The following is a 21971-nucleotide window of genomic DNA, read 5'->3' on the forward strand; positions in this document are numbered from 1 at the left end:
AACACGGCCCCCGCGAGACGACGCTCACGAGGGCCGCTGCAACCGTTCCCGCGACTACTTGAGCAGCGAAGCGAGCGTGGTGCCCATGTCCGACGGCGTCGGCGCGACCTTCACGCCAGCGTCCTCGAGCGCCGCGATCTTGGCGTCTGCCGTGCCCTTGCCGCCCGAGATGATGGCGCCGGCGTGACCCATGCGCTTGCCCGGAGGCGCGGTGCGACCGGCGATGAAGCCCGCCACCGGCTTGCTGAAGTTGTCCTTGATCCAGGCCGCCGCCAGCTCCTCGGCGTTGCCGCCGATCTCACCGATGAGGATGATCGCGTCGGTGTCCGCGTCCTTCTCGAACATCTCGAGGATGTCGATGAAGTCCGTGCCCGCGATGGGATCACCACCGACACCCACGGCCGTCGACTGGCCGATGCCGAGCGCGGTCAGCTGCCCGACCGCCTCGTAGGTGAGCGTGCCCGACTTGGACACGACGCCGATGCGGCCCTTCTTGTGGATGTGCCCCGGCATGATGCCGATCTTGCACTCGTCCGGCGTGATGACGCCCGGGCAGTTCGGTCCGATCAGCCGAGTGGTCTTCTGACCGTCCAGCACGCGGCGTACCTTGAGCATGTCCATGACGGGGATGCCCTCGGTGATGCAGATGGCGAGCGGCAGCTCGGCCTCCACGCACTCGAGGATGGAGTCCGCCGCGAACGGAGGCGGCACGAAGATGCAGCTCGCGTTGGCGCCAGTGGCGGCGATGGCCTGCTCCACCGTGTCGAACACGGGCACGCCGAGGATCTCGGTGCCACCGCGGCCCGGCGTCACGCCGCCGACCACGTTCGTGCCGTACTTGATGCACTGCTCGGTGTGGAACTGGCCGGTCTTACCGGTGATCCCCTGAACGATCAGCTTGGTGTCTTTGTTGACGAGGATACTCATCGTTCACGCGCCCTTTGCCAGCTCGACGATCTTCTGGGCGCCCTCCGCCATGGTGTCGGCGGCGACGATCCGGAGACCTGAGTTATTGAGGATTTCCTTGCCCTGCTCCACGTTGGTGCCGGCCAAGCGCACCACGAGCGGGACCTCGAGGCCGAGCTCCTTGCTGGCCGCGACCACGCCGTTGGCGATGACGTCGCAGCGCATGATGCCGCCGAAGATGTTCACGAAGATGCCCTGCACGCTCTCGGACTGCAGGATGATCTTGAACGCCTTGGTGACCGACTCCTGGCTGGCTCCGCCGCCCACGTCGAGGAAGTTCGCGGGCTCGCCGCCGAAGTGCTTGATGGTGTCCATGGTGGACATCGCGAGGCCGGCGCCGTTGACCAGGCAGCCGATGTTGCCATCCAGCTGGATGTAGCTGAGACCTGCCTCGGCGGCCTCGGTCTCGGTCGGGGCCTCCTCGGAGAGGTCGCGCACGGACTCCCAGTACGCCTTGTGGCGGAACTCGGCGTTGCCGTCGAAGTTCACCTTGGCGTCCAGCGCCAGCACCTGCTCGTCCTGCGTGAGGATGAGCGGGTTGATCTCGGCGATGGAGCAGTCCTCGGCCACGAACAGCTTGGCCAGGTTGATCATCAGCTTGTGGAAGTTCTTCTGCTCGGTCTTGGTCAGGCCGAGGGCGAAGGCGAGCTTGCGGACCTGGTAGTCCTGCAGGCCAGCGTCGGCGTGGAAGTACGCCATGTGGATCTTCTCGGGGGTGTTGTGCGCCACCTCCTCGATGTCCATGCCGCCTTCGGTGGACGCCATGATGGCGATCTTCTTGGTCTCGCGGTCGACGACGAGCGCCAGGTAGAGCTCGCTCTTGATGGCGAGGCCCTGCTCGACGAGGAGGCGCTGCACCTTCTTGCCCTCGGGGCCCGTCTGGTGGGTCACCAGGACCTTGCCGAAGATGTCGTTCGCCGCGGCGGTGGCCGCCTCGACGCCCTTGCAGACCTTGACGCCGCCAGCCTTGCCGCGACCGCCCGCGTGGATCTGCGCCTTGACGACGACGACCTCACTGCCGGTGTCCGCGATCAACTTCTTGGCGGCCTCGACGGCCTCCTCCGGCGACATGCAGGGGATTCCCTGCGGCACCGGGATGCCGTACTTTCGGTACAGCTCCTTCGCCTGATACTCGTGGATGTTCATTCGCTCTGACTTTCAGGTTGGACGCCGGGGGCGCCGTAATCTGGGCTGGGGGACCGCCAGGTGGGCAGCCAAGTGGACAACCTAGTGGAGAACCAGTTGGCTCCCGCACATTGGAACACGTTCTACTCGCGCGCCAGCGCGGGCGGGGGAGCATATCACCCTTTTGGGCCGGTGGAACGCGACGATGCGGCGTGTGTCGCACCCCGGGCACGAAGACACCCAGTGGATACGTTCCGGACATGCGTCGGACATGACGCAGCAATGACGCACCGCGTAATCCGTTGCGCGTCAATTGCGTAACACGCTGTCCACTTTTGTCTGTGGTTTGTCTACATGAGGGGTCGTGACACACATTTCGGCCATGCAGGCGGCGTCTCGGACGCCCACCGAAAGCACGAGTCATTTCGAGTGGAGCTCGACGATACCCGTGCTGGCACGCCGCATGGAACACCGCTGAATTCCTCGCGTTTTCCGTGTGTCACGTTTCGCGCTATCGCTTGTGTCACACTTTTGCAACGACATGTAATCACTTCCGAATTATGTATCACACGGCTTGCGCGACGGATTGGCACGACCCATGCTTTGGCTACGAACGCGGCGCACTTTCGCCGCCACCCAATCGGAGGGCCCGACATGACCCACACGATGTACCTCAACCAACACGGCATCCCCAATCGCAGCTTCATCGACATCGCCACGCGCGTCGTGCCCGACACCCAGGTCGGTTGCTGGACGCGTGAGCCGGTCGCTGCACCGGCCCCTGTGGCCCCGTCGTTCCCCGCGGATGACGCATGGCGTCAGGCCGAGACCAAGGACCTCTTGGTCACAGCCGCGCTGACCGTCTCCCTCTTCGCTGGTGCTCTCACCGCCATCATCCTCTGAGCCACGAGCCGTCGCTGCTCCATCCATCCCGCAGCGACCCTCCGCGCTCGACCCCACCTGGCACTACCCGGCCGGGTGGGGTCTTCTAATTTCTGCTCGGCGAGCTGATTCTCCCCCAAGCTCGGTCCTGCTTGGGGTTCCCTCTGCTCATGCTCTCCGCGCGCGGCGCCCGCTGTCTCCGCGCATGCCTCGGCGTCTCGCTGGTGGCGTGGTGCGCCGTGCCCACGCACGCAGACAGCCAGGCTCCCGCCGACCTCAGGGCGGCCCATCAGCTAGCCGTGCGCTCCACCGTGGTGGTCAGCTCCCCCATCGGCGAAGGCGCGGGTTGGGTGACCGAGCTGGACGGCGTGCGCGTGGTCATCACCAACCGCCACGTCGTGCAGGAGATCCACCGCGTGGACGTCATCTACGCGGACGGCGTCGAGGCGGGGGGGCTGGTGGTGCATCGCAGCAGCACCTTGGACCTGGCCATCGTGGTGCCCGGGACCGACATCCACGTGCCGCCTCTGCCAGTGGCGCGACGGCCCCTGATGCGGGGCGAGCGCGTGGTGCTGGCGGGACATCCAGGCGGGATGCGCTTCATCACGAGCGAGGGCGTCGTGGCGGGAGCCGCACACGGGCTGGTGGAGACCGATAGAGCGTGCGGCGTGAACGCGAACTGTGCCGTGATCGACGCCGAGACGCACTTCGGGAACAGCGGCGGTCCGGTGGTGGACGCTCAGGGCAACTGCCTGGGCATGGTGTGGGGCGGCATGACGAACACCTCGTTCACGCTGGCCGTGCAGGCGGAGTCCATGGCCCGCGAGCTGGCCACCGTGGCGGAGCGCATCCACGCCTACAGGCAGCGACTACGCGCGCATGGCCGCAGGCGCCCCTGAGACAGGCGTCATCCCGCGAGCTGATCCCACGCCAGGTCGAAGCGGGCCAGGTACTTCCGCAGCCTGTCCGCGTCGTTGCTCGACTTCTTCCGTGTGCGCGAGACCGCGAACAACCGGCGCCCTGCCTCGGAGAGCGAGCTCGATGCGCGGCACACGCGAACGACCTCGGCGAGCTGTACGGCGTCGAAGGGGTCGAGCTCCGCCAGCTGATCCTGCGTCAGCACGGCGGACAGGACGGCGTCATTGTCGCTCGCAGCGCCCGGGCGGCGCCACGAGCGCTCGAGGCGGTCGAGCTCGTCGTCCACTTGGGGGACCCCGACGCGCCCCGCGGGTGCGAGCGTGCTCATGCGCAGGACCGCCGCGTTGAGGTCACGGAAGTTGCCGCGCCACGAGGCGCGGGGGGACCGCGCGAACTGGAGGAACCGCTCCCGCGCCTCGGCGTTGATGGTGACGTGCGTGCCCAGTCGCTGCCCAGCCCGGCCCAGCTCGTAGTCCAGGTTGGGCTCGATGTCCTCGCGCCGCTCGGCCAGGCCCGGGAGTTCGAACGACCACAGCTGGATGCGGGCCAGCAGGTCTTCTCGGAAGCGCCCCTCCGCGACAGCGCGGCCAAGGTCCTGGTTGGTGCCCGCGATGAGCTCGAACTCGGAGCGCACCTCCCTGTCCGTTCCCACGGGCAGGAAGCGCTTCTCTTCGATGGCGCGCAGGAGCATCGCCTGCTCGTCGAGCCCGAGCTCTCCGATCTCGTCGAGGAACAGCATGCCCCCGTCCGCAGCGCGCAAGAGCCCCTTGCGCTCCGACGCCGCGCCAGTGAACGCCCCCTTCACGTGGCCGAAGAGCGCGCTCATGGCCCCGTCACCACGTAGCGTGGCGCAGTTCACCTCGACCAGGGGCCCCTTCAGCAAGCCACGCGAGCGCCGGAGAGCGTAGATGCGCGCAGCGAGCTGCGACTTCCCCGCCCCGGTCGGACCCATCAGCAGGATGGGCTCGCGCGAGCGCAGGGCGACGCGCTCGATGCCCTCGATGAGCTGGTTGAACGCGGCATTGCGGGTGTCGATACCCGACTTGAGAAAGTCGAGGCTCTCGGCGCGCTCCTCGCCGAAGCGCTTGGCCAGACCGTCGTAGCGAGACAGGTCGAGATCGATCACGCGGTACGTGCCCTTCACGTCCGTCGTGCGGTCCGCCCGCTCGTTCGGGGCGGTGCGACTGGGCGAGGTCTGCACCAGCTTGGCAGGGAAGTGCCGCGACTCGGTGAGCAGGAACCAGCAGATCTGCATCACGTGCGTGCCCGTCGTGATGTGCACCAGGTAGTCCTCCCGGTCCTGGTCGAAGCGATAGCCGCGCGCGAGCTGGTGCAGCCCCGCGAACACCTCCTCGAAGTCCCACGGGTCGCGGAAGTCGAGCACGCGTAGGCGCACGTCCGTCTCTGGGGAGACCTGCACGATGTCGTGCGCCACGCTGGTCGCCCCGGCGGTGCTGCGCCGGTCGTGGAGCAGCTCGAAGCGATCGACGAGGAGGTCCTCGTGCTGACACAGCCCCACGCTCGGACGCCACTTCTGCCAGCGCTTGTCGCCGCGCCCCACCGCGTCCAGGGTCGCCCCGTAGTACCCGAACACCACTCGCTTCATGCTGCGGACCGTAGCACCGCGCGGGGGGTGGAGGTTGTCCACCGACGCGGCCCATGACCCCCGCCGGGTGACGCCTCGGCTAGGGAGCGGGGATGAGGGCGCCGCGTACCATGCGCAGCCGGCGACCGTTCACGAGGATCACGTTCCCCTCCACGGTGGCCCCGCTCACGTTCGGGTCCCGCAGCTCGGGCGCGTCGGGCCCCCACGCCGCCATCCCACCATCCTCGAACGCGTCGACCAACGCGAGGACGAGCTCACCGCGCGGGGTCAGCAGGTAGTGCGTGGACGACGCGTCAGAGCAGCGCTCGTCCTCGCCGTACTCAGGGTCGTCGCCGCCGCACGTGTAGCTGACGGTGCTGTTGGTCACGATGCGCAGGAGGCGGGCGCGACCCGTCCCCACCCACGCCGCGCTCTCGATGAGCTCGTCCGGGTTCGGCAGGCGGCACTCGATCCCGGTGGTGCGACCGCCCTGCGTCGTCAGGATCATCAGGTAGCCTTCGTCGATGATGGCCACGGTCGCGTCGTCTGGCCGCCGTGACATGTAGCGAGGCGCGCTGGCCGGGTCCGGCATGTCTTCCGTCGTCATCGGTGTGCAGAACGGATGGGCGCGCGCGTAAGTCCGCGCGCAGGCGCGCAGAGGTGCGCTGTCCTTGAAGCGGAGCAGCGCCTGCGGCGAGTAGCGTGAGGTGAGCGCCATGCAGCCCGCGGGCGACGACACGAGGCGGGTGGCCACGTCCACGAGTCGCTGCTCCACCACGCGCCGACGCGTGGCGTTGGGCGTGGTCAGCGCCTCGCCCAAGAGCCGGTACGCGTTGCGCAGGTCGCCCTGCTCCTCGTAGACGCGCGCGCGGTTGAAGCGGCAAGCCGAGAGGGTGGCGGGGTCGAGCGCGGGATCCTGGCGCGCCCGCGTGAGCAGCTCGTCGAGGCGGGTCGCGGCCTGGTCCAGTCGCCCGAGCCGTCGCTCGACCTCGCCCAACGAGCAGCCGGTCGAGATGGTGGGTGTCGCCTGATATTCGGCGAGCAGGCGCGCGTGCGCCGCCTCGTCCTCGGACTGAGCGCCCGCTGCGGGCGCACGCGCAATCACCACCATGAACAGCGACAGCAACAGAGCGAGCAACGACCGGAGTGGCGCCATGGCGCCATCATACGCTGCCCGCGCCCGGCGCGTTCCCCTGGTGAACGTCCCTCGCCGCATTCCGGCTGCCTCGGTGATGGCGCCGCGTTCGTCGGCTCCCGCTCCGTGACCGAGCGACTAACAGGCCCTAGGTGCCGACCTCGAGCCGGTCGCGCCCCCCCTCCTTGGCCCGGTAGAGGGCCTGGTCCGCCCTCGCAAACGTGCGGTCCGGATGCTCGGGGCTGCGGTACGCGGTGATCCCCGCCGACGCCGTGACGTGCAACGCGCCCTCCCCGGCCGGGAAGCGGTGGGCAGCCAGCGCCCGCAGGATGCGCTCGACGATGGCGCGGGCGTCGTCGATGTCGGCCCCCACCAGCAGCACCGCGAACTCCTCGCCGCCCCAGCGACCGAAGAGGTCGGTCTCGCGCAGCTCGCGGCGCAGCACCTCGGCGACACCCTTCAAGACCTCGTCACCGATCAGGTGTCCGTGCGTGTCGTTGACCTGCTTGAAGAAGTCGATGTCGAGGATGGCGAACGAGAAGTCGCCTCCCTCGCGCTCGCAGCGCTTCTTCTCGAGGGCGATGGCCTCTGCCAGGTAGCGCCGGTTGTAGGCCCCCGTGAGCTCGTCACGCATCGCCATCTCGCGGATGCGCTCGAGCGCCCGCTCGAGCTCCTCGTTGCGCTCTGCCAGCTCGAGGTGACGGGCACGCAGCCGCCCGCGCAGCTGGTTGACGTAGCCCGCCAGCGAGCTGAACTGCGCCATGGCCACGAGCACCGCGAACCACTGCAGCGAGTCCACCCGCGGCTGCAGCCCCTCAGGCTCGCGCCACACCATCACGCCGATCACCGTCGAGTAGCCCAGCAGGATGAAGATGGTGAAGTAGATGAAGTCGCGCGTTCGGAAGCTGAACAAGCCGTACATGGTCACGGAGAGCGTCAGCACCAGGAACGCGCCGCGCGCAGGCCCCGCGTGGTAGGCGGCGTAGAGCATCGGCACGCTGGCCAGGCACAGCTGCAGCAGCGTGATGTTCGGGTCGCGGAAGCGCAGGTTCTGCCCCGTGCGCAGCAGCGCGAACAGGCCCAGGTTGATGGGCACGATCATGGCGACGACGCAGACGACCACGCGCACGCCGTAGAAGCCCAACAGCCACGCGCCCACGACCACGGCCAGCGCGAGACCGTAAGACACGAGGCCCGTCAGGAGGCGCTTCTCGCGCAGGCGTTGGGCCCCCGACACCGTCCGCGGGCGGGCGCTGACCCGGGTCGCCTCCCGCCCGACCGTGAGGTCGCCGTCGGTCACGACGCCGCCATCGAGCCGACTCCGGACACGTCGCGCACGCAGGGCCGCGGCGAACGAGCGTCGAATGGAGCGGGGGGGAGCGGGCTCATGCGCGGGAGGATACACGCTCGCGGCCGCTGCGCGTGACGAGGTATCGGCGAGGTGCGGAGGACCTGAGGGGTGGTGTGCGGCACGCCGGTGGATGTCTGCGGCGTGGATACAGTAGCCGCGCGCATGGTCCTTCTCGACGCTCCCGAACGGGCTGCGTCCAGCAGCAATCTATCCACTCATATCACATGTTATCCTCAGGGATTCGCCTGATCACGAATAACCGCGAAGATCACCGGGCAAATCAACAGCACGAGGATTGGCACGCACAGTGCTCTACGGGTGTGCATACGAAAGCGAGGCTCCATGAACACCCTCCCGAACTACCAGGTCATGAATACCCCCGGCCGCCCCGTGAAGGCGTGGATCAACGGCGTCCCCATCGAGGACGCGGCGCGCACGCAGCTGGCAAACATCGCGAGCCTGCCCTTCATCCACAAGTGGGTGGCCGCCATGCCCGACGTCCACCTCGGCAAGGGGGCCACGGTCGGGAGCGTCATCGCGACCCACAAGGCCATCGTCCCGGCCGCCGTCGGCGTGGACATCGGCTGTGGGATGATGGCGGTGCAGACGACGCTGACCGCGTCGGACCTGCCCGAGACCCTGCGCGGGCTGCGCTCGGCCATCGAGAAGGTGGTCCCGCACGGACGCACGGGGCACGGGGCGCGCGGCGACCGCGGCGCGTGGCACGACCCGCCGGCGGCGACCGAGGCGGCGTGGGCGCAGCTGCTGCCCGAGTACGAGCGGCTGTGTGAGAAGCACAAGGCGCTGAAGCAGGCCAACCACGTGTCGCACCTCGGCACGCTCGGTACGGGGAACCACTTCATCGAGCTGTGCCTCGACGAAGCGCAGCGCGTGTGGGTGATGCTCCACAGCGGCTCGCGTGGCGTCGGGAACCGGATCGGGACGCACTTCATCGAGCTCGCAAAGCGCGAGATGGAGCGCTGGTTCATCTCGCTGCCCGACACGAACCTCGCCTACTTGAGCGAGGGCTCGCAGCACTTCGACGACTACGTGGCGGCCGTGTCGTGGGCGCAGGAGTTCGCGGCCAAGAACCGTGAGCTGATGATGCGCGCGGTGCTCGGCGCGCTGTCGGCCGACGGCGCGCTGCCCGAGTTCACGACGACGTCGATGGCGGTGAACTGCCACCACAACTACGTGGCGCGCGAGAAGCACTACGGCGAGAGCGTGCTGGTGACCCGCAAGGGCGCGGTGCGCGCGGGCGAGGGTGAGCTCGGCATCATCCCCGGCTCGATGGGGACGCGCTCGTACATCGTCCGTGGCAAGGGCAACCCGGAGAGCTTCTGCAGCTGCAGCCACGGCGCGGGGCGCACGATGTCGCGCACCGCGGCGCGCAAGCGCTTCACGGTCGACGACCACGCGCGGGCGACCGAGGGCGTGGAGTGCCGCAAGGACGCCGAGGTGATCGACGAGATCCCGATGGCCTACAAGGACATTGACGCCGTGATGGCAGCGCAACAGGACTTGGTCGACGTGGTGCACACGTTGAAGCAGGTGCTCTGCGTGAAGGGATAGCCGTGAGCGAGATACACATCGACGGAAGCCAGGGCGAGGGTGGCGGGCAGGTCCTGCGCACCAGCCTCGCCCTGTCCGCCATCACGGGGACGCCCGTGCACATCACGCGGGTCCGCGCGAAGCGCAGCAAGCCGGGCCTCCTGCGTCAGCACCTGACCGCGCTGCGGGCGGCGGCCGAGGTCGCAGGCGCGCGGGTGACGGGGGACGAGCTCGGGAGCGGCGAGCTGCGCTTCGCGCCAGGGACGCCCAACGCGGGTCGCTACCACTTCGCCGTGGGAACCGCCGGCAGCGCCTGCCTCGTGTGCCAGACCGTGCTGCCGATGCTGCTGGTCGCGGACGGCCCCAGCGAGGTGGTCTTCGAGGGCGGGACGCACGCCATGGGCGCCCCCTCGTACGACTTCTTCGCCAACGTGTTCGTGCCGGCCCTGCGCCGCATGGGTGTCGCGCTGGACGTGCAGCTGGACAAGCACGGGTTCTACCCGGCGGGCGGGGGGCGCTTCACGCTGCGCGTCTCGCCCGTGCGCGCGTGGACTCCGCTCGACCTGACCGCGCCCAGCCCGCTGCGGGTGAGCGCGGTGCGCGCGCTGGTGGCGAACCTGCCGTTCGCCATCGCGCAGCGCGAGCTGGTGCGGGCGGGCGACGCGCTCGGGGTCGCCGAAGAGCAGCGCATCGGTCGCGCCGTGAAGTCGGCTGGCCCTGGGAACGTGCTCATGGTGGAGCTCGCCTCGGAGCTGGGCCCGGAGCTGGTGACCGCTTTCGGCCGGCGCGCCGTGTCGTCGGAGGCCGTGGCCGACGCGGCGGTCGCGGAGACGCAGGCGCTCACCCGCGCGGGCGTGTGCGTGGGTCCGCACCTGGCCGACCAGCTTCTGTTGCCGATGGCGCTCTCGGGTGGTGGTGCGCTCCGCACGCTGCCGCTGACGCTGCACAGCGAGACCAACCTCGAGGTCATCCAGCGCTTCCTGCCGCTGCGCGTGGAGCGCGAGGTGGAGGCGTCCACCGGCATCACCACGTTGCGACTCTCGCGCAGGAGCTGACCCCATCCGCCTCTTGCGGCAGGCGGCGCCGCGCCTCATACCGGGGCCGTGGACGACGTCTACCGCAGCGAAGAGAACCGCGACGTACCGCTCCCCGCGAAAGGCGAGTTCACGCCCATCGCCATCGGGCCGCTGCAGGTGTGGCCGCCCGTGGTGCTCGCCCCCATGGCGGGTGTGACCAACTGGCCCTTTCGCATGGTGTGCCGCGAGTTCGGCGCGGGGCTCTACGTGAGCGAGATGATCACCGCGCGCCCCCTCGTAGAGGGCCGCGACAAGACGCTGAAGCTGGCCGACTTCCACCCAGACGAGAGCCCACGCAGCCTGCAGCTGTACGGTGTGGACCCGTACTACGTCGGGGAAGCGGTGAAGCGCCTCGTGAGCGAGGGGCACGTCGACCACATCGACATGAACTTCGGGTGCCCGGTCCCCAAGGTCACGCGCAAGGGCGGCGGCTCCGCCATCCCCGCGCGCCCTGCCCTGCTGGCCAGCATCGTGCGGGCCGCGGTGCAGAACGCGGGCGCCGTGCCCGTGACCATCAAGTTCCGCAGCGGCGTGGACGACGACATCCTGACCTACCGCGACGCGGGGCGCATCGGCCAGGAGGAGGGCTGCGCCGCCGTCGCCGTGCACGCGCGCACGGCCGCGCAGCTGTACGACGGAGAGGCGGACTGGGAGGTCATCGCCGACCTGAAGCGCTTGGTCACGCACATCCCCGTGTTGGGCAACGGCGACATCTGGGAGGCGCGCGACGCGCTACGGATGATGCGCCTGACCGGCTGCGACGGCGTGGTGGTCGGGCGCGGTTGCCTCGGACGGCCATGGCTGTTCGCCGACCTGAGCGCCGTGTTCGACGGGCGCGAGCCCGACAACCCGCCGGACTTCGCTGGAGTCGCCACCATCATGCTGAAGCACGCGGGTCTGCTGTCCGAGTGGATGGGCGAGGAGCACGCCATGCGGCAGTTCCGCAAGCACGCCACCTGGTACACCAAGGGCTTCCGCGGCAGCGCGCAGCTCCGCCAGCGCCTGACCAACGTCAGCAGCCTCGCCGAGCTGCGTGACGCGCTGGCCGCGTTCGACTCCACGGAGCCCTTCCCGCCCAGCGCCATGCGCGTGAAGCGGGGCAAGACGGGTGGGCGGCAGCGCGTGACCTTGCCCGACGGATGGTGCGACGACCCGAACGACGCCACCCCGCCGGTGGACATCCCCCTGGAGCTGATGTCGGGGGGCTGACCCGCCCCAACGCTGCTACAGTCGCCGCCTGTGACCGCTGCCTTTCCACAGACCGTCCTCTTGGTAGAAGACGATCCCGCCTTGGCGCTGGGCCTGTGCGACAGCCTCGAGTTCGAGGGCTTCTCGGTGCTACACGCCAAGCGTGGCAGCGAGGCCATCGCCACAGCCAAGGCGGAGCGGCCAGACTGCATCCTGTTGGACGTCATGCTCCCGGACATGAACGGCTACCAGGTGTGCGAGGCCGTGCGCGCGTGGGACGCCAACGTGCCCATCCTGATGCTCACCGCCCGCAGCCAGGAAGCGGACAAGATCCGCGGGCTCGACGCCGGTGCGGACGACTACGTCACCAAGCCGTTCAGCGTGAGCGAGCTGATGGCGCGCGTGCGAGCGCTGCTGCGGCGCGCCAAGCGCACCACGCTGGCCCCCGCCGACGAGTTTCCCGTGGGCGAGTGCTGGGTGGACCCGGCCAGCCAGGAGCTGCGCCTACCGGATGGGGCCGTGGAGCAGCTCTCGTTCTTCGAGGTCCAGCTGCTGGCCATGCTGCACGCGCACGGAGGGCAGCCCGTGTCGCGTGACGACATCCTCGAGAAGGTCTGGGGCAGCACGGGCAACACGCGCACCGTGGACAATTTCATCGTGAAGCTGCGCAAGAAGGTCGAGCCGCAGCCGGACAAGCCGCGCTACATCCTCACGGTGTACGGCGTGGGCTACCGCCTGGCGGTCGCCAAGGAAGAGGTGGGCTGATGGGCTCTGGGAGCAGCGCGCTCATCTGGTACTTCGCGTGCACGATCGTCGTGGCGTTCTTCACCATCTGCGCGTCGGCGTTGATCGTCATCGGGCGACGGTCGGACGCGCGCAAGCGGGCGGCACGGGCGGCCCTCTTGGCGCAGGCGGCCTCCGACGAGCCGAGCGACCGCGACTGAGTAACTTCACGGAGGCTGACGCGTCTTCGCCAGGGTGACCACGGCGCACAGCTCCTCCGGTACCAACGAATACGCAGCAGGCGCGCTCCTTGGTGGGCGCTACCGACTGGGCGCCCCCCTCGGCGAAGGAGGCATGGGTGTGGTGCTGGCCGCCGTCGACGAGCGGCTCGGACGCGAGGTCGCGGTGAAGGTGCTCGAAGGCCGACTGTCCAGCACCGAGGACCAGACGCGCTTCCACCGTGAGGCTCGTCTGCTCGCGCGCCTCAGTCACCCGAACATCGTGGGCGTGTACGACGTGGTGCTCGACGCGCAGCGCCCGTACCTGGTGATGGAGCGCCTCCTCGGAGACGACGTGCTGACGCGCGCCGAGCGGGTCCAGTCACGTGTGGAGCTCGCCGTGCAAGTCGGCCGGCAGGTCGCCAGCGCGCTCGGCGTCATGCATCGCGCCGGTATCGTGCACCGCGACCTCAAGCCCGAGAACGTCCTGTGCATCGGTGAGGGCGCACATCTCACCGCCAAGCTGATCGACTTCGGGATCGCCATCGACGACGGCCCCGGACCACGCGTCACGTCGCACAACGCCATCATGGGGACCCCCGCGTACCTCGCGCCCGAGCGCCTTCGCGGGCAAGTCTCGCCTGCGGCGGACATCTTCGGGCTGGGCGTGCTGCTCTACGAGGTGCTGACGGGAGCCCTGCCCTTCGACGGTGACACCGTGGCCGAGGTCCTCTACCAGGTCACCTCGGCCACGCCGCTGCCGGTGAGCCACCGTGCGCTCGCGAGACACGCGGACGAGCGCGGCGCAGCCTCTCCGCTGTTCCAGCTGGTGGACCGCATGATCGCGCGCGACCCGCTCGACCGTCCGTCGCTCGCAGACGTAGGCGCGATCTTGGCTGGCGTCGAGGAGCAGCTCTCGCGCGTGGTCGAGGTGCAGGCCGTGGCCGTGATCGGCGGTGGCAACGACGAACGCATCCGGGCGCTGACGGCGCTGGTGACGTCGACTGGGGGAACGCTGGAGCGCGATGCGCGCGGGCTCGCGTGGCTGCGCTTCGGGACCACGCGAGACGCTCTCCCGGCGCTGCGCCACGCCGCGGAGCACGACCTGCGCGCGGCGCTCCACACGGGCCCAGTCGCGCCCGGAGGAGCGAACCTCTCCGCGGCCGACGACGTCGCTGGCTGGCTGCTGCGCTACGCGGTTCCGGGCGAGGTGCTCTTGAGCGAGGCCGCGCGCGACGAGCTCGGTCCTGCCGGGCGCGCGGACTGCCGACTCCACGGAGGCTACGACGACGGCGCAGGGCAAGTGGCGCAGGTCTACACCCTGGTCGGGACCGGAGACGTGCGCTCTGCGACCGCAACAGGTCGCGGCGAGCTCGTCCACGGCGCCGTCCGTTGTGCGTGTGGCGCATGCCAAGCGCTACCTCAGGGCGGCGCGCCGCGAGGCGGCCGTGTGGTGTGCTCGCGCTGTTCGTACCCCATCGTCGTCGACGCGCGCGCCATCACCGAGTCCATTGGCGACTGCCCAGGAGGGGCTTGTCGTCCGCTCGCCCCACCCCCCACCGTGGACATCGAGCATCCCCTGCTCGACGAGCTCGCCAACCTCTGACCCCGCGAGAACCTCATGCAAGAGTCACCCAGCACCACCACGAACCGACACCCGGCCGCCGTCTCGGCAGAATCACTGCGCGAGATCCAGGAGCGGTACGCGCGACGCATCAAGGCACGTCTCGCCCAGCCCGCGATCGACGTGACCGCCGCACGGGACGGAATGCTGGACTGCTTCGTGTCCACGTACCACGCCGGGCTCGCTGCGGGCGTGAAGGGCATCCTCGACATCGATCCGGGCGAAGCGCAGGTGGCGCGGCTGGCGCGGTCACTCTTCCGAAAGAAGCTCGAGGCGCAGGGGGTGAGCTTCGACGCGCCAACGGTCGCGGCGCTCGACGCGGTCAAGACCGACGTGGACGAGGAGCTCCACTTCGAGGCCCTGCCGGCGGAGATGCGCGGGGTCCACGACCAAGTCTGCTCGTTGTTGCTGGCCAAGGCCGAAGGCTCGTTGGCACACGCGGGCGACGCCGCCGTGGTGAGACGGCATGAGAGCAGCGCCCCCGCAGCGCGTCCCGTGGGCGCCCCGCCCGTCGCCGCACCGAGCGCACCCAGGCCATCGCCCGCAGCGCGTACGGTGGAAGCGCCGCAGACGGTGTCCGCTGCGCCGCTCGCGCCGGTCCGAGCCTCTCGCTCCACCGTCGAGGCTGGACTCCGCGCTGCCCTCGCCGGCCACCTCGACGGCTTGCGCGACGCCGCGGTCGCGGGCGCATCCACGGCGGAGCTGCGGGCACAGGCAGAGCAGCTCGACCATCTGCTCGGCACCCTCGAGCGGTTCGCCGACTCACGGTGAGGTGAAGAGGTCACACGCGCCCTGCGCGCGACCTCGCAAAAACAGATGGCGGCCGAGCTGTCATCCACGCAGGTTCCGCCGCGCAGCGCCTCGGTCTACCCCGAGGCACGCTGCGCGGTCAGGCCTGCGCCTGGACGCCAGCGCTCGCCGACTTGTCGTCGCCGAGCCGCAGCGTGAGCGAGTCCGTGTTCTCGAGGGCGTTGGCGAGCACCTCGTCCACGGTCGAGACGGGGATGAACTCGAGGGTTTCCCGGATCTCTTCGGGTACCTCTTCGAGATCCGCGGCGTTGCGCTCCGGCAAGATGACGCGCTTGATCCCCGCGCGGTGGGCCGCCAGCACCTTCTCCTTGATGCCGCCGACCGGGAGCACGCGACCACGCAGCGTAATCTCGCCCGTCATGGCCACGTCGTGGCGCACGCAGATGCCCGTCAGCAGCGACACCAGCGACGTCATCATCGTGACGCCGGCGCTGGGGCCGTCCTTGGGCATGCCGCCCGCGGGGATGTGGATGTGTAGGTCGCTCTTCTCGAGGAAGTCCTTCGGGATGCCGAAGTCCTCGGCCCGCGTGCGCACGTAGCTCATGGCCGCCTGGGCGGACTCCTTCATGACGTCGCCCAGCTGACCCGTCAGCTGCAGCTTGCCCTGCCCGTGCATGCGCGTGGCCTCGATGAAGAGGATCTCGCCCCCCACCGCCGTCCACGCCAGGCCCGTCGAAACACCCGTCTCGCTGGTGCGCTCGGCCACCTCGGAGGTGAAGCGGGCGGGGCCCAGGTACGGGCGCAGCGACTCGGCGTCGTCCATGGACCACGGACCCGTCTCGCCCTCGGCCACCTTCACCGCCACACCACGGATGACGCTCGCGATCTGACGCTCGAGGTTGCGCACCCCGGCCTCACGCGTGTGGTGGTCGATGATGCCCTCGAGGGCCGCGTCCGAGATGGTCAGGGTCTCGGGCTTGATGCCGTGATCCTCGAGCTGCTTCGGCACCAGGTGCACCTTCGCGATGTCCAGCTTCTCGCGCCGCGTGTAGCCGGGGATCTCGATGATCTCCATGCGGTCGCGGAGCGGCGCCGGGATGGTGTCGCCCACGTTGGCCGTCGCGATGAACATCACCTTGGAGAGGTCGTAGGGGATCTCCAGGTAGTGATCGCTGAACGTGTCGTTCTGCTCCGGGTCCAGCACCTCGAGCAAGGCGGCCGCCGGGTCGCCACGGAAGTCGTGCCCGACCTTGTCGATCTCGTCGAGCATGAAGATGGGGTTGATGGTCCCGGTCTTCTTCATGCCCTGGATGATCTGACCTGGGAGCGCGCCCACGTAGGTGCGACGGTGACCACGGATGGCGGCCTCGTCGTGCACGCCACCGAGGCTGATGCGGTGGAACTTGCGCCCCAGCGCGCGCGACACCGAGCGGCCCAACGAGGTCTTGCCGACACCGGGGGGACCGATGAGGCACAGGATGGGCCCCTTCTTGTCCTTCTTCAGCTTGCGAACGGCCAGGTACTCGACGATGCGCTTCTTGACCTTGTCGAGGCCCGAGTGGTCCTCGTCCAACACCTTGCGGACGGCCGCGATGTCGAGGTTGTCCGTGGTCTCGCGTGTCCACGGGATGTCCAGCAGCCAGTCGATGTAGGTGCGCACGACCGTGTACTCGGCGCTGCCCACCTGCATCTGGCGCAGGCGCTTGAGCTGCTTGCGCGCGACCTTGTCCGCCTCGCTGGGCAGGCTGGCCTTGGCGATGCGCTCCTCGACGACGTCCAGGTCGCCCTGGTCACCGTCTTCCTCACCCAGCTCCTCCTTGATGGCCTTGAGCTGCTGGCGGAGCACGTACTCGCGCTGGTTCTTGCCCATCTCCTCTTTGATCTGCGAGTTGATCCGCTCGCGCATCTTGAGGATCTCCAGCTGACGCGTGAGCAGGCGCAGCACCTTGCGGATGCGCTCCTTGGCGTCCACCGTCTCGAGCAGCTGCGCCTTGTCCTCCACTGGGGCGTCCAGGTTGGCCGCGACCAGATCGGCCAGCTGACCGGGCTCCTGGATGCTGTCGAGCAGCGAGTTGGCCTCGCGCGGCAGCTCGGGCATGAGCTGCACCACCTGCTTGGCGATGTCGCGCAGGCTCATCGCCAGCGCCTCGCTCTCGACGTCGTCCGTGGGGATCTCGTCCAGGCGCGAGATGCGCGCCTTCAGGTAGGGCTCCTCTTCGACCACGTGTTCGAGGCGGATGCGCACCAGGCCCTGCAGGATGAGGCTGTAGTTGCCCGAGCTGTGCTTGAGCGCCTTGAGGACGCGCGCCGCGACGCCGACGGGGTACAGATCACCCTCGACGGGATCGTCCGTGGACGGGTCGCGCTGGGCGAAGATGGCGATGACGGGTTGGTCGGCGCTCTCGATGTCTTCGACGAGCGCGACGGAGCGGGGACGCCCCACGTCGAACGGCGCGACGGCCCCCGGGAACAGCACCGCGTTGCGGATGGGCAGAACGGGGAGTTCGTCGTCGAAGAGGACATCGGGCCCCTCGGGAGGGGTCGAAAGGGAGCTCATCTCGTCTTCATCAGACATATTCCGCGACCATAGTCACCGCCCTGCAGCCTGGCAAGGACGTTGCACGTCGCCCGCTTCAATCCCCGTTCGGGGTCACGGCGGCGGCGTCCGCTGGCGCGCGCTCGAACACCGTGATGGGCATGTGGTCGAAGCACACGGCCAGCGCCTCCTCGTCGTGTTCGTCCCACACGTAGCCCCAGTCCACGTCGGGGAAGCGCGGCGCGCGCGGGAAGCTGGCCGCCACCTGGAACCCGGAGCGGCCCGCGAACAGGTCCTCGTAGAATGCCCTCTGGATGGGCGCGCGCGCAGCGGCGCCGGGGTGCCGCGCTCGCCGGTGGTACCAGTCGCCCACGACCACGAAGCGCGCGCGGGCGAGGGAGCGTGTCAGGTGCCCCGGTAGCGCAGCGTCGTTGGGTCGCCCCACGAAGAGCCGACGGACCTGGAGGCGCGGCATTCCGGTGACCGCAGCCTCCAGATAGCGTGGGCGCACCAGGTCGCGGTGCTCGCCCTCGGGCACGCGACCCACCAGGTCGTAGTCGTCGTTGAGCACGGCGCTGTAGGACCCCTCGGGCTCCAGAAGGACGCGATCACCGGGCTGCGCGTGCTCCGCGAGGTAGCGCCCGGCCAGGACCCGCGGATCGAGCTCGCGGAACATGCTGGCGTACGCGACGCCTCGTGCGCAGGTGAACGCCACGACGCAGGCCGCCACGAAGGCCGCGCACAGGCCGAACCACTTGGCCCGGCGCGCTCGGGAGGTGGCGCCCCCAGCGGTCGCGGGGTCGCCCGGCCGCGTGGGAAACGGCGGATGCGCGAGCAGGCTGGCCGCACCCAGCACCAACCCGGGAACGCTGGGCAGGACATAGCGCTGCGTGGCCACGGCGAAGCCCCCGACGAGCAGGAGCGGCGGCAGCGCCGACCAGAGAACGATGCGGTCGAGGGCGGAGCCACGCCGGAGACCGCGGGCAATGGACAGATAGGCCGCGACGCAGGCGGGCCCACCCAACGCGTACGGCAGGAGCGTCCGCAGCTGGGTCCAAAACGGCAGCCCGTCGTTGTAGACGAAGCGCCAGTCGTAGAACCCGAACTCACGCTCGCTGAACTGCAGCGCCAACAGCGCCGAACCAGAGCGGTTGGGCGCGATGCCTCTGAAGTACTCTCCCGGATCGCCCGAGACCAGCCACGGGTTCATGGCGGCAAACGCGAGCGCGGCGACCACCACGCTGAGACCCATGGGCAAGCTGAACGAAGCGCGCAGCGTGGCTGTCAGACGGCGAAACGCCGATGGCCGCGCGCCGAGCCCCTGCGCGTGGCTGGCGAGGGCAGCGGGCAGCGCGACCAAGCACAGCAGCCCCGGTCCCTTGCTACCGGCGATGCAAGCCACTGCCAAGCCGGCCCGTAGGACGTTGCCCGCGCGGGGTGGCTCGGTCGCCAGCTTTGCGCAGGCAAAGAGGAACCACGCGAGCGCGGGCATCAGCAACGACTCGGGCGTGTAGAAGTGGCTAGCCTGAAAGAGGCCTACCGAGGCCGCAGCGAGGGACGCGGCGATCACCCCGGCGCGCGGAGTCTCCAGCTGCTGGGCTGCCAGCCCCAGCCACCAGATGGTCAAGGCGCCGAACAACGCCGCGAGCGCTCGCAGCGCGAAGAGCAGGTCGGGGAGCGCGACGCTGGTGGGCGAGGTGTAGGCCTGCAACGCCCCCGTGATGTAGGCCCACTCGTCTGGGTAGCGCTCGGCCAGCGCGCGCGCCTGGTTCGGGCCTCCGAACAGCGCCCACTTGGTCGCGATCACGACTTCGAACACCAACGGGCCGTACGACGTGTTGTGTGGCCGGTAGTCCCCCCCCCGGAGGCCGCGGTACTCGGCCGCCAGCGCCTCGTGCACGACGAACCCCTTCTCGTCCACGTGCAGCGCGTAGGGCAGCCCCCAGTCTGCGGTGGCGAGGCGCGCGCCACCGCCCAGCAGCGCAGCGAGCGCGATCCCGAGGGTCGGCAGCCACGGCCGCTCGCGACGTGGCGGGCGATACGTCGGCGCGGGCCGATCGAGAGGCTGCCGCGCCGCAGCCCGGTCGCCTCCCTGCCAGCGCGCGCGCGCGTCCTCGGCGTCCGCAGCCAGCGCGTCTCCGCCTGGGTCCGGGGCGAGCTCGAGAGGGATGTCGTCGTCGCTGGGCCGCACGCCGCGAAGCTAGCAGGTCGCGCGGGCGACGAGAGCGGTATGCTTGAGTTCGGCGGGACGGTTGCGTACATCAGCGTGCCAACGCCTCTTTCTTCGTGAGCAGCTCCCCACCGAATCCCTACCACGCGCGCCACCGCCCTCCTCGCCGAGGGAGCCGCATTGTCTCGTCCCTGCGCCGTGTCCTGAACGTCGAACGCGCCGGCCTGCTGGCGATCGCGCTCGCGTTCGTTGCGTTGCACGCGGCTGCGCCCCTGCCCGCGCTGCAGGGCGATGGCTACTACACGTACCTCTGGGCGCGCTCGCTGGCGTTCGACGGGGACATGGACCTCGGCAACGACTACGCGCTGTGTGGTGACCCATGGGGGATGGCGAACCACTCCGAGGGAGCTGGGCCCCGCAACCAATGGAGCCCAGGGCCAGCCGTCCTGTGGACGCCGATGCTCGTCGTGGGGAGGCTCTTCCACCCTGCGTCGCTCAGCGACGATCCGCGCGTCGCTGGTGCGTGCCAGGGGCCACTCACGGCGTTCGGTCTCTTCGGTACCGTCCTCGGTGGGCTGTTGACGCTGCTCCTTGTATTCCGCCTCACCAGACGGTACGTGGGCGTCGGCCCTGCGCTGCTCGCGACGGCGGGCATCGCGTTTGCGTCACCCCTCACGTACTACGGCGCGTGGCTGTTGTCGTACGGACACGCACCGGCGGCGTTCGCGGTCGCCCTGTTCCTCGAGCGCTGGGACGGAACCCGTCGCGGGGCGCAAGCACGTCATCCGTTGCGCTGGGTGCTCGTTGGCGCCTTGCTGGGGTTGGCCATGTTGATGCGACCGCAGAACGCCGTGTTCGTGTTCGGGCCTCTCGGAGAGTGGCTTGCGCTCACCTTCATGGACCTGCGCGAACGGAGACGCGCCTCCGCGCTGACCATGGTGGGGGTCGGTCTCTTGTTCACTGCGGGCCTCGCCCTCACCTTCGCGCCTCAGCTCGCCGCGTGGAAGCTCAGCTACGGCACGTACATCGCCATGCCTCAAGGGCCGCACTACATGCGCTGGGGCCAAGCCAACCTGGACGGCGTGCTCTTCGCCAGCACGGGCGGCCTGCTCACCTGGACGCCGCTCCTGGGGGTGGGACTGGTCGGGCTCGTCCTGTTCAGCGTCCGTGCGTCCTCGCCGTCCCGGGCCGGCCGTAGCGTGCGCCCCGTGGCCGTCGCGTCGCTCGTGGCGTTCGTGCTGACGGTCTACGTCAACGGCGCCGTCTGGGACTACTGGGGTTCGATGGGATTCTCGAACCGACGCTTCACGGAGATGAGCGCGCCCCTCGGTCTGGGGCTCGCCCTGGTGCTCGAGGGTGTGTTCCGCTACGCCGAGCGTCGCCCTCGCGCGCTAGCAGGGGCGCTCCTGGGGGTGGCTGTCGCGGTGTTCGCCGCATGGAACGTCGCCGCCATGAACGGCGTCGCCACGGGTCGAATCGCCAGCTGGCGTGAGTCCCGCTCGGATCTGATCTGGGAGCAGGTCTTCCACGAACTGGCGCACGGCACGTACACGGCGGTGGGCAACCCCCTCGCGTGGCCCGCGTCGCTGCCGTTTGCGGCGCGCTTCGACACGCACCCCATGCGGTACGACGCCATGCGTGGCATGACGCTCTACTACGGCGAGTACGACACCGGTGCCCCCCGTCACGGCGAGACGACGGCGTTCTTCACCGGCGGCCCCCTGCACGCGCTGTACGCCGCAGACGGCTTCGCGGAGGAGCCCGAGGAGGTCGCCGGGCGCAGGGGTCTGCGTACGCTCGACGAGGACGCCAGGCTGCTCCTGCCGGTGTTCATGGAGGGTGTCGGGGGGGCTCGCGTGCGCTGTCGTCTGGCGGAGGCGGGGCATGGGAGCTTGCGCCTGACGTGGAACGGTTCGGACCTCGGGGAGCGCGACGTCGACGCGCGCTGGCGGCTGCTCACCTTCCCCGTTCCGCCGGATGTCGCCCAAGCGGGCGTGAATGAGGTCGAGCTGCACGTCGAGGGAGGCGCGCTGCTGCTCTCATCCGTGGACCTGGTCGCGCCGACTGCGCCTCCCGTACCCGAAGAGCTCCCCTGAGCGACCGTCGCCCCGGTCGTGCAGGGCTCCCTCGCGCTCGTCTCCCCGACGTTTGCCTGGTAGCCCCCTAGGTCTCC

Annotated in this window: 17 protein-coding genes; 10 read left to right on the plus strand and 7 right to left on the minus strand. The window is 69.5% G+C overall.

Annotation, left to right across the window (positions count from 1 at the left end; genetic code table 11):
• Positions 1-54 precede the first annotated feature (54 nt).
• The gene (sucD, locus tag H6726_16000) at positions 55-927 is read right to left on the minus strand and encodes a succinate--CoA ligase subunit alpha (protein ID MCB9659156.1); all 873 of its coding nucleotides are present in this window, start codon (positions 925-927) and stop codon (positions 55-57) included.
• A gap of 3 nt (positions 928-930) precedes the next feature.
• Positions 931-2112, minus strand: coding sequence for an ADP-forming succinate--CoA ligase subunit beta (sucC, locus tag H6726_16005; GenBank protein MCB9659157.1), 1182 nt, complete (start codon positions 2110-2112; stop codon positions 931-933).
• A gap of 633 nt (positions 2113-2745) precedes the next feature.
• Here sucC and H6726_16010 point away from each other — a divergent pair.
• Both H6726_16010 and H6726_16015 read left to right on the plus strand, forming a co-directional pair.
• Complete coding sequence (locus H6726_16010; protein ID MCB9659158.1) at positions 2746-2994, plus strand: hypothetical protein; 249 nt, start codon at positions 2746-2748, stop codon at positions 2992-2994.
• Between the two features lie 149 nt (positions 2995-3143).
• Positions 3144-3872, plus strand: a complete 729-nt coding sequence (locus H6726_16015) for a trypsin-like peptidase domain-containing protein (GenBank protein ID MCB9659159.1) — start codon at positions 3144-3146, stop codon at positions 3870-3872.
• A gap of 8 nt (positions 3873-3880) precedes the next feature.
• Here H6726_16015 and H6726_16020 read toward each other — a convergent pair whose 3' ends face one another.
• The 3 genes from H6726_16020 to H6726_16030 all read right to left on the minus strand — a co-directional run bounded on the left by H6726_16020 (position 3881) and on the right by H6726_16030 (position 7911).
• Positions 3881-5497 carry a sigma 54-interacting transcriptional regulator gene (locus H6726_16020; GenBank protein MCB9659160.1) on the minus strand — a complete coding sequence of 539 codons (1617 nt, stop codon included), beginning with the start codon at positions 5495-5497 and terminating at the stop codon, positions 3881-3883.
• Positions 5498-5576: 79 nt separating this feature from the next.
• Positions 5577-6632 carry a tetratricopeptide repeat protein gene (locus H6726_16025; GenBank protein ID MCB9659161.1) on the minus strand — a complete coding sequence of 352 codons (1056 nt, stop codon included), beginning with the start codon at positions 6630-6632 and terminating at the stop codon, positions 5577-5579.
• A 127-nt stretch (positions 6633-6759) separates the two neighbouring features.
• Positions 6760-7911 carry a GGDEF domain-containing protein gene (locus H6726_16030; GenBank protein ID MCB9659162.1) on the minus strand — a complete coding sequence of 384 codons (1152 nt, stop codon included), beginning with the start codon at positions 7909-7911 and terminating at the stop codon, positions 6760-6762.
• 393 nt (positions 7912-8304) lie between these two features.
• On the opposite strand from H6726_16030, the gene H6726_16035 reads away from it, so the two are divergent.
• From H6726_16035 to H6726_16065, 7 genes are all read left to right on the plus strand, one after another.
• A complete protein-coding gene (locus H6726_16035; GenBank protein ID MCB9659163.1) occupies positions 8305-9534 on the plus strand; it encodes an RtcB family protein in 1230 nt (409 codons plus the stop codon).
• 2 nt (positions 9535-9536) lie between these two features.
• Positions 9537-10568: an RNA 3'-terminal phosphate cyclase gene (locus H6726_16040; GenBank protein MCB9659164.1), complete on the plus strand. Its 1032-nt coding sequence runs from the start codon at positions 9537-9539 to the stop codon at positions 10566-10568.
• Between the two features lie 165 nt (positions 10569-10733).
• Positions 10734-11798 carry a tRNA dihydrouridine synthase DusB gene (gene dusB, locus H6726_16045; GenBank protein MCB9659165.1) on the plus strand — a complete coding sequence of 355 codons (1065 nt, stop codon included), beginning with the start codon at positions 10734-10736 and terminating at the stop codon, positions 11796-11798.
• 30 nt (positions 11799-11828) lie between these two features.
• Positions 11829-12542 (plus strand): response regulator transcription factor, encoded by a 714-nt coding sequence (locus H6726_16050; GenBank protein MCB9659166.1) that lies wholly within the window; start codon positions 11829-11831, stop codon positions 12540-12542.
• Positions 12542-12721: a hypothetical protein gene (locus H6726_16055; GenBank protein ID MCB9659167.1), complete on the plus strand. Its 180-nt coding sequence runs from the start codon at positions 12542-12544 to the stop codon at positions 12719-12721. Before H6726_16050 ends, H6726_16055 begins: the two co-directional genes overlap by 1 nt.
• Positions 12722-12755: 34 nt before the next feature.
• Positions 12756-14324 (plus strand): serine/threonine protein kinase, encoded by a 1569-nt coding sequence (locus tag H6726_16060; GenBank protein MCB9659168.1) that lies wholly within the window; start codon positions 12756-12758, stop codon positions 14322-14324.
• A gap of 15 nt (positions 14325-14339) precedes the next feature.
• Positions 14340-15113 (plus strand): hypothetical protein, encoded by a 774-nt coding sequence (locus H6726_16065; protein ID MCB9659169.1) that lies wholly within the window; start codon positions 14340-14342, stop codon positions 15111-15113.
• A 118-nt stretch (positions 15114-15231) separates the two neighbouring features.
• On the opposite strand, the gene lon is transcribed toward H6726_16065, so the two are convergent.
• Positions 15232-17667, minus strand: a complete 2436-nt coding sequence (gene lon, locus H6726_16070; protein ID MCB9659170.1) for an endopeptidase La — start codon at positions 17665-17667, stop codon at positions 15232-15234.
• Positions 17668-17725: 58 nt separating this feature from the next.
• Positions 17726-19819, minus strand: coding sequence for a glycosyltransferase family 39 protein (locus H6726_16075; protein MCB9659171.1), 2094 nt, complete (start codon positions 19817-19819; stop codon positions 17726-17728).
• A gap of 95 nt (positions 19820-19914) precedes the next feature.
• Here H6726_16075 and H6726_16080 point away from each other — a divergent pair, with 95 nt between their 5' ends.
• Positions 19915-21894 (plus strand): hypothetical protein, encoded by a 1980-nt coding sequence (locus tag H6726_16080; protein ID MCB9659172.1) that lies wholly within the window; start codon positions 19915-19917, stop codon positions 21892-21894.
• The last annotated feature ends 77 nt before the right edge of the window (positions 21895-21971 follow it).

The organism is Sandaracinaceae bacterium (genome assembly GCA_020633055.1).
Lineage (GTDB): Bacteria > Myxococcota_A > Polyangia > Polyangiales > Houyiibacteriaceae > JADJJE01.

Bases quoted from the DNA above. Each gene is read 5' to 3' on its own strand.
- sucD (MCB9659156.1), bottom strand. From the start codon at position 927: ATGAGTATCCTCGTCAACAAAGACACCAAGCTGATCGTTCAGGGGATC.
- sucC (MCB9659157.1), bottom strand. From the start codon at position 2,112: ATGAACATCCACGAGTATCAGGCGAAGGAGCTGTACCGAAAGTACGGC.
- H6726_16010 (MCB9659158.1), top strand. From the start codon at position 2,746: ATGACCCACACGATGTACCTCAACCAACACGGCATCCCCAATCGCAGC.
- H6726_16015 (MCB9659159.1), top strand. From the start codon at position 3,144: ATGCTCTCCGCGCGCGGCGCCCGCTGTCTCCGCGCATGCCTCGGCGTC.
- H6726_16020 (MCB9659160.1), bottom strand. From the start codon at position 5,497: ATGAAGCGAGTGGTGTTCGGGTACTACGGGGCGACCCTGGACGCGGTG.
- H6726_16025 (MCB9659161.1), bottom strand. From the start codon at position 6,632: ATGGCGCCACTCCGGTCGTTGCTCGCTCTGTTGCTGTCGCTGTTCATG.
- H6726_16035 (MCB9659163.1), top strand. From the start codon at position 8,305: ATGAACACCCTCCCGAACTACCAGGTCATGAATACCCCCGGCCGCCCC.
- dusB (MCB9659165.1), top strand. From the start codon at position 10,734: ATGGCGGGTGTGACCAACTGGCCCTTTCGCATGGTGTGCCGCGAGTTC.
- H6726_16055 (MCB9659167.1), top strand. From the start codon at position 12,542: ATGGGCTCTGGGAGCAGCGCGCTCATCTGGTACTTCGCGTGCACGATC.
- H6726_16065 (MCB9659169.1), top strand. From the start codon at position 14,340: ATGCAAGAGTCACCCAGCACCACCACGAACCGACACCCGGCCGCCGTC.
- lon (MCB9659170.1), bottom strand. From the start codon at position 17,667: ATGTCTGATGAAGACGAGATGAGCTCCCTTTCGACCCCTCCCGAGGGG.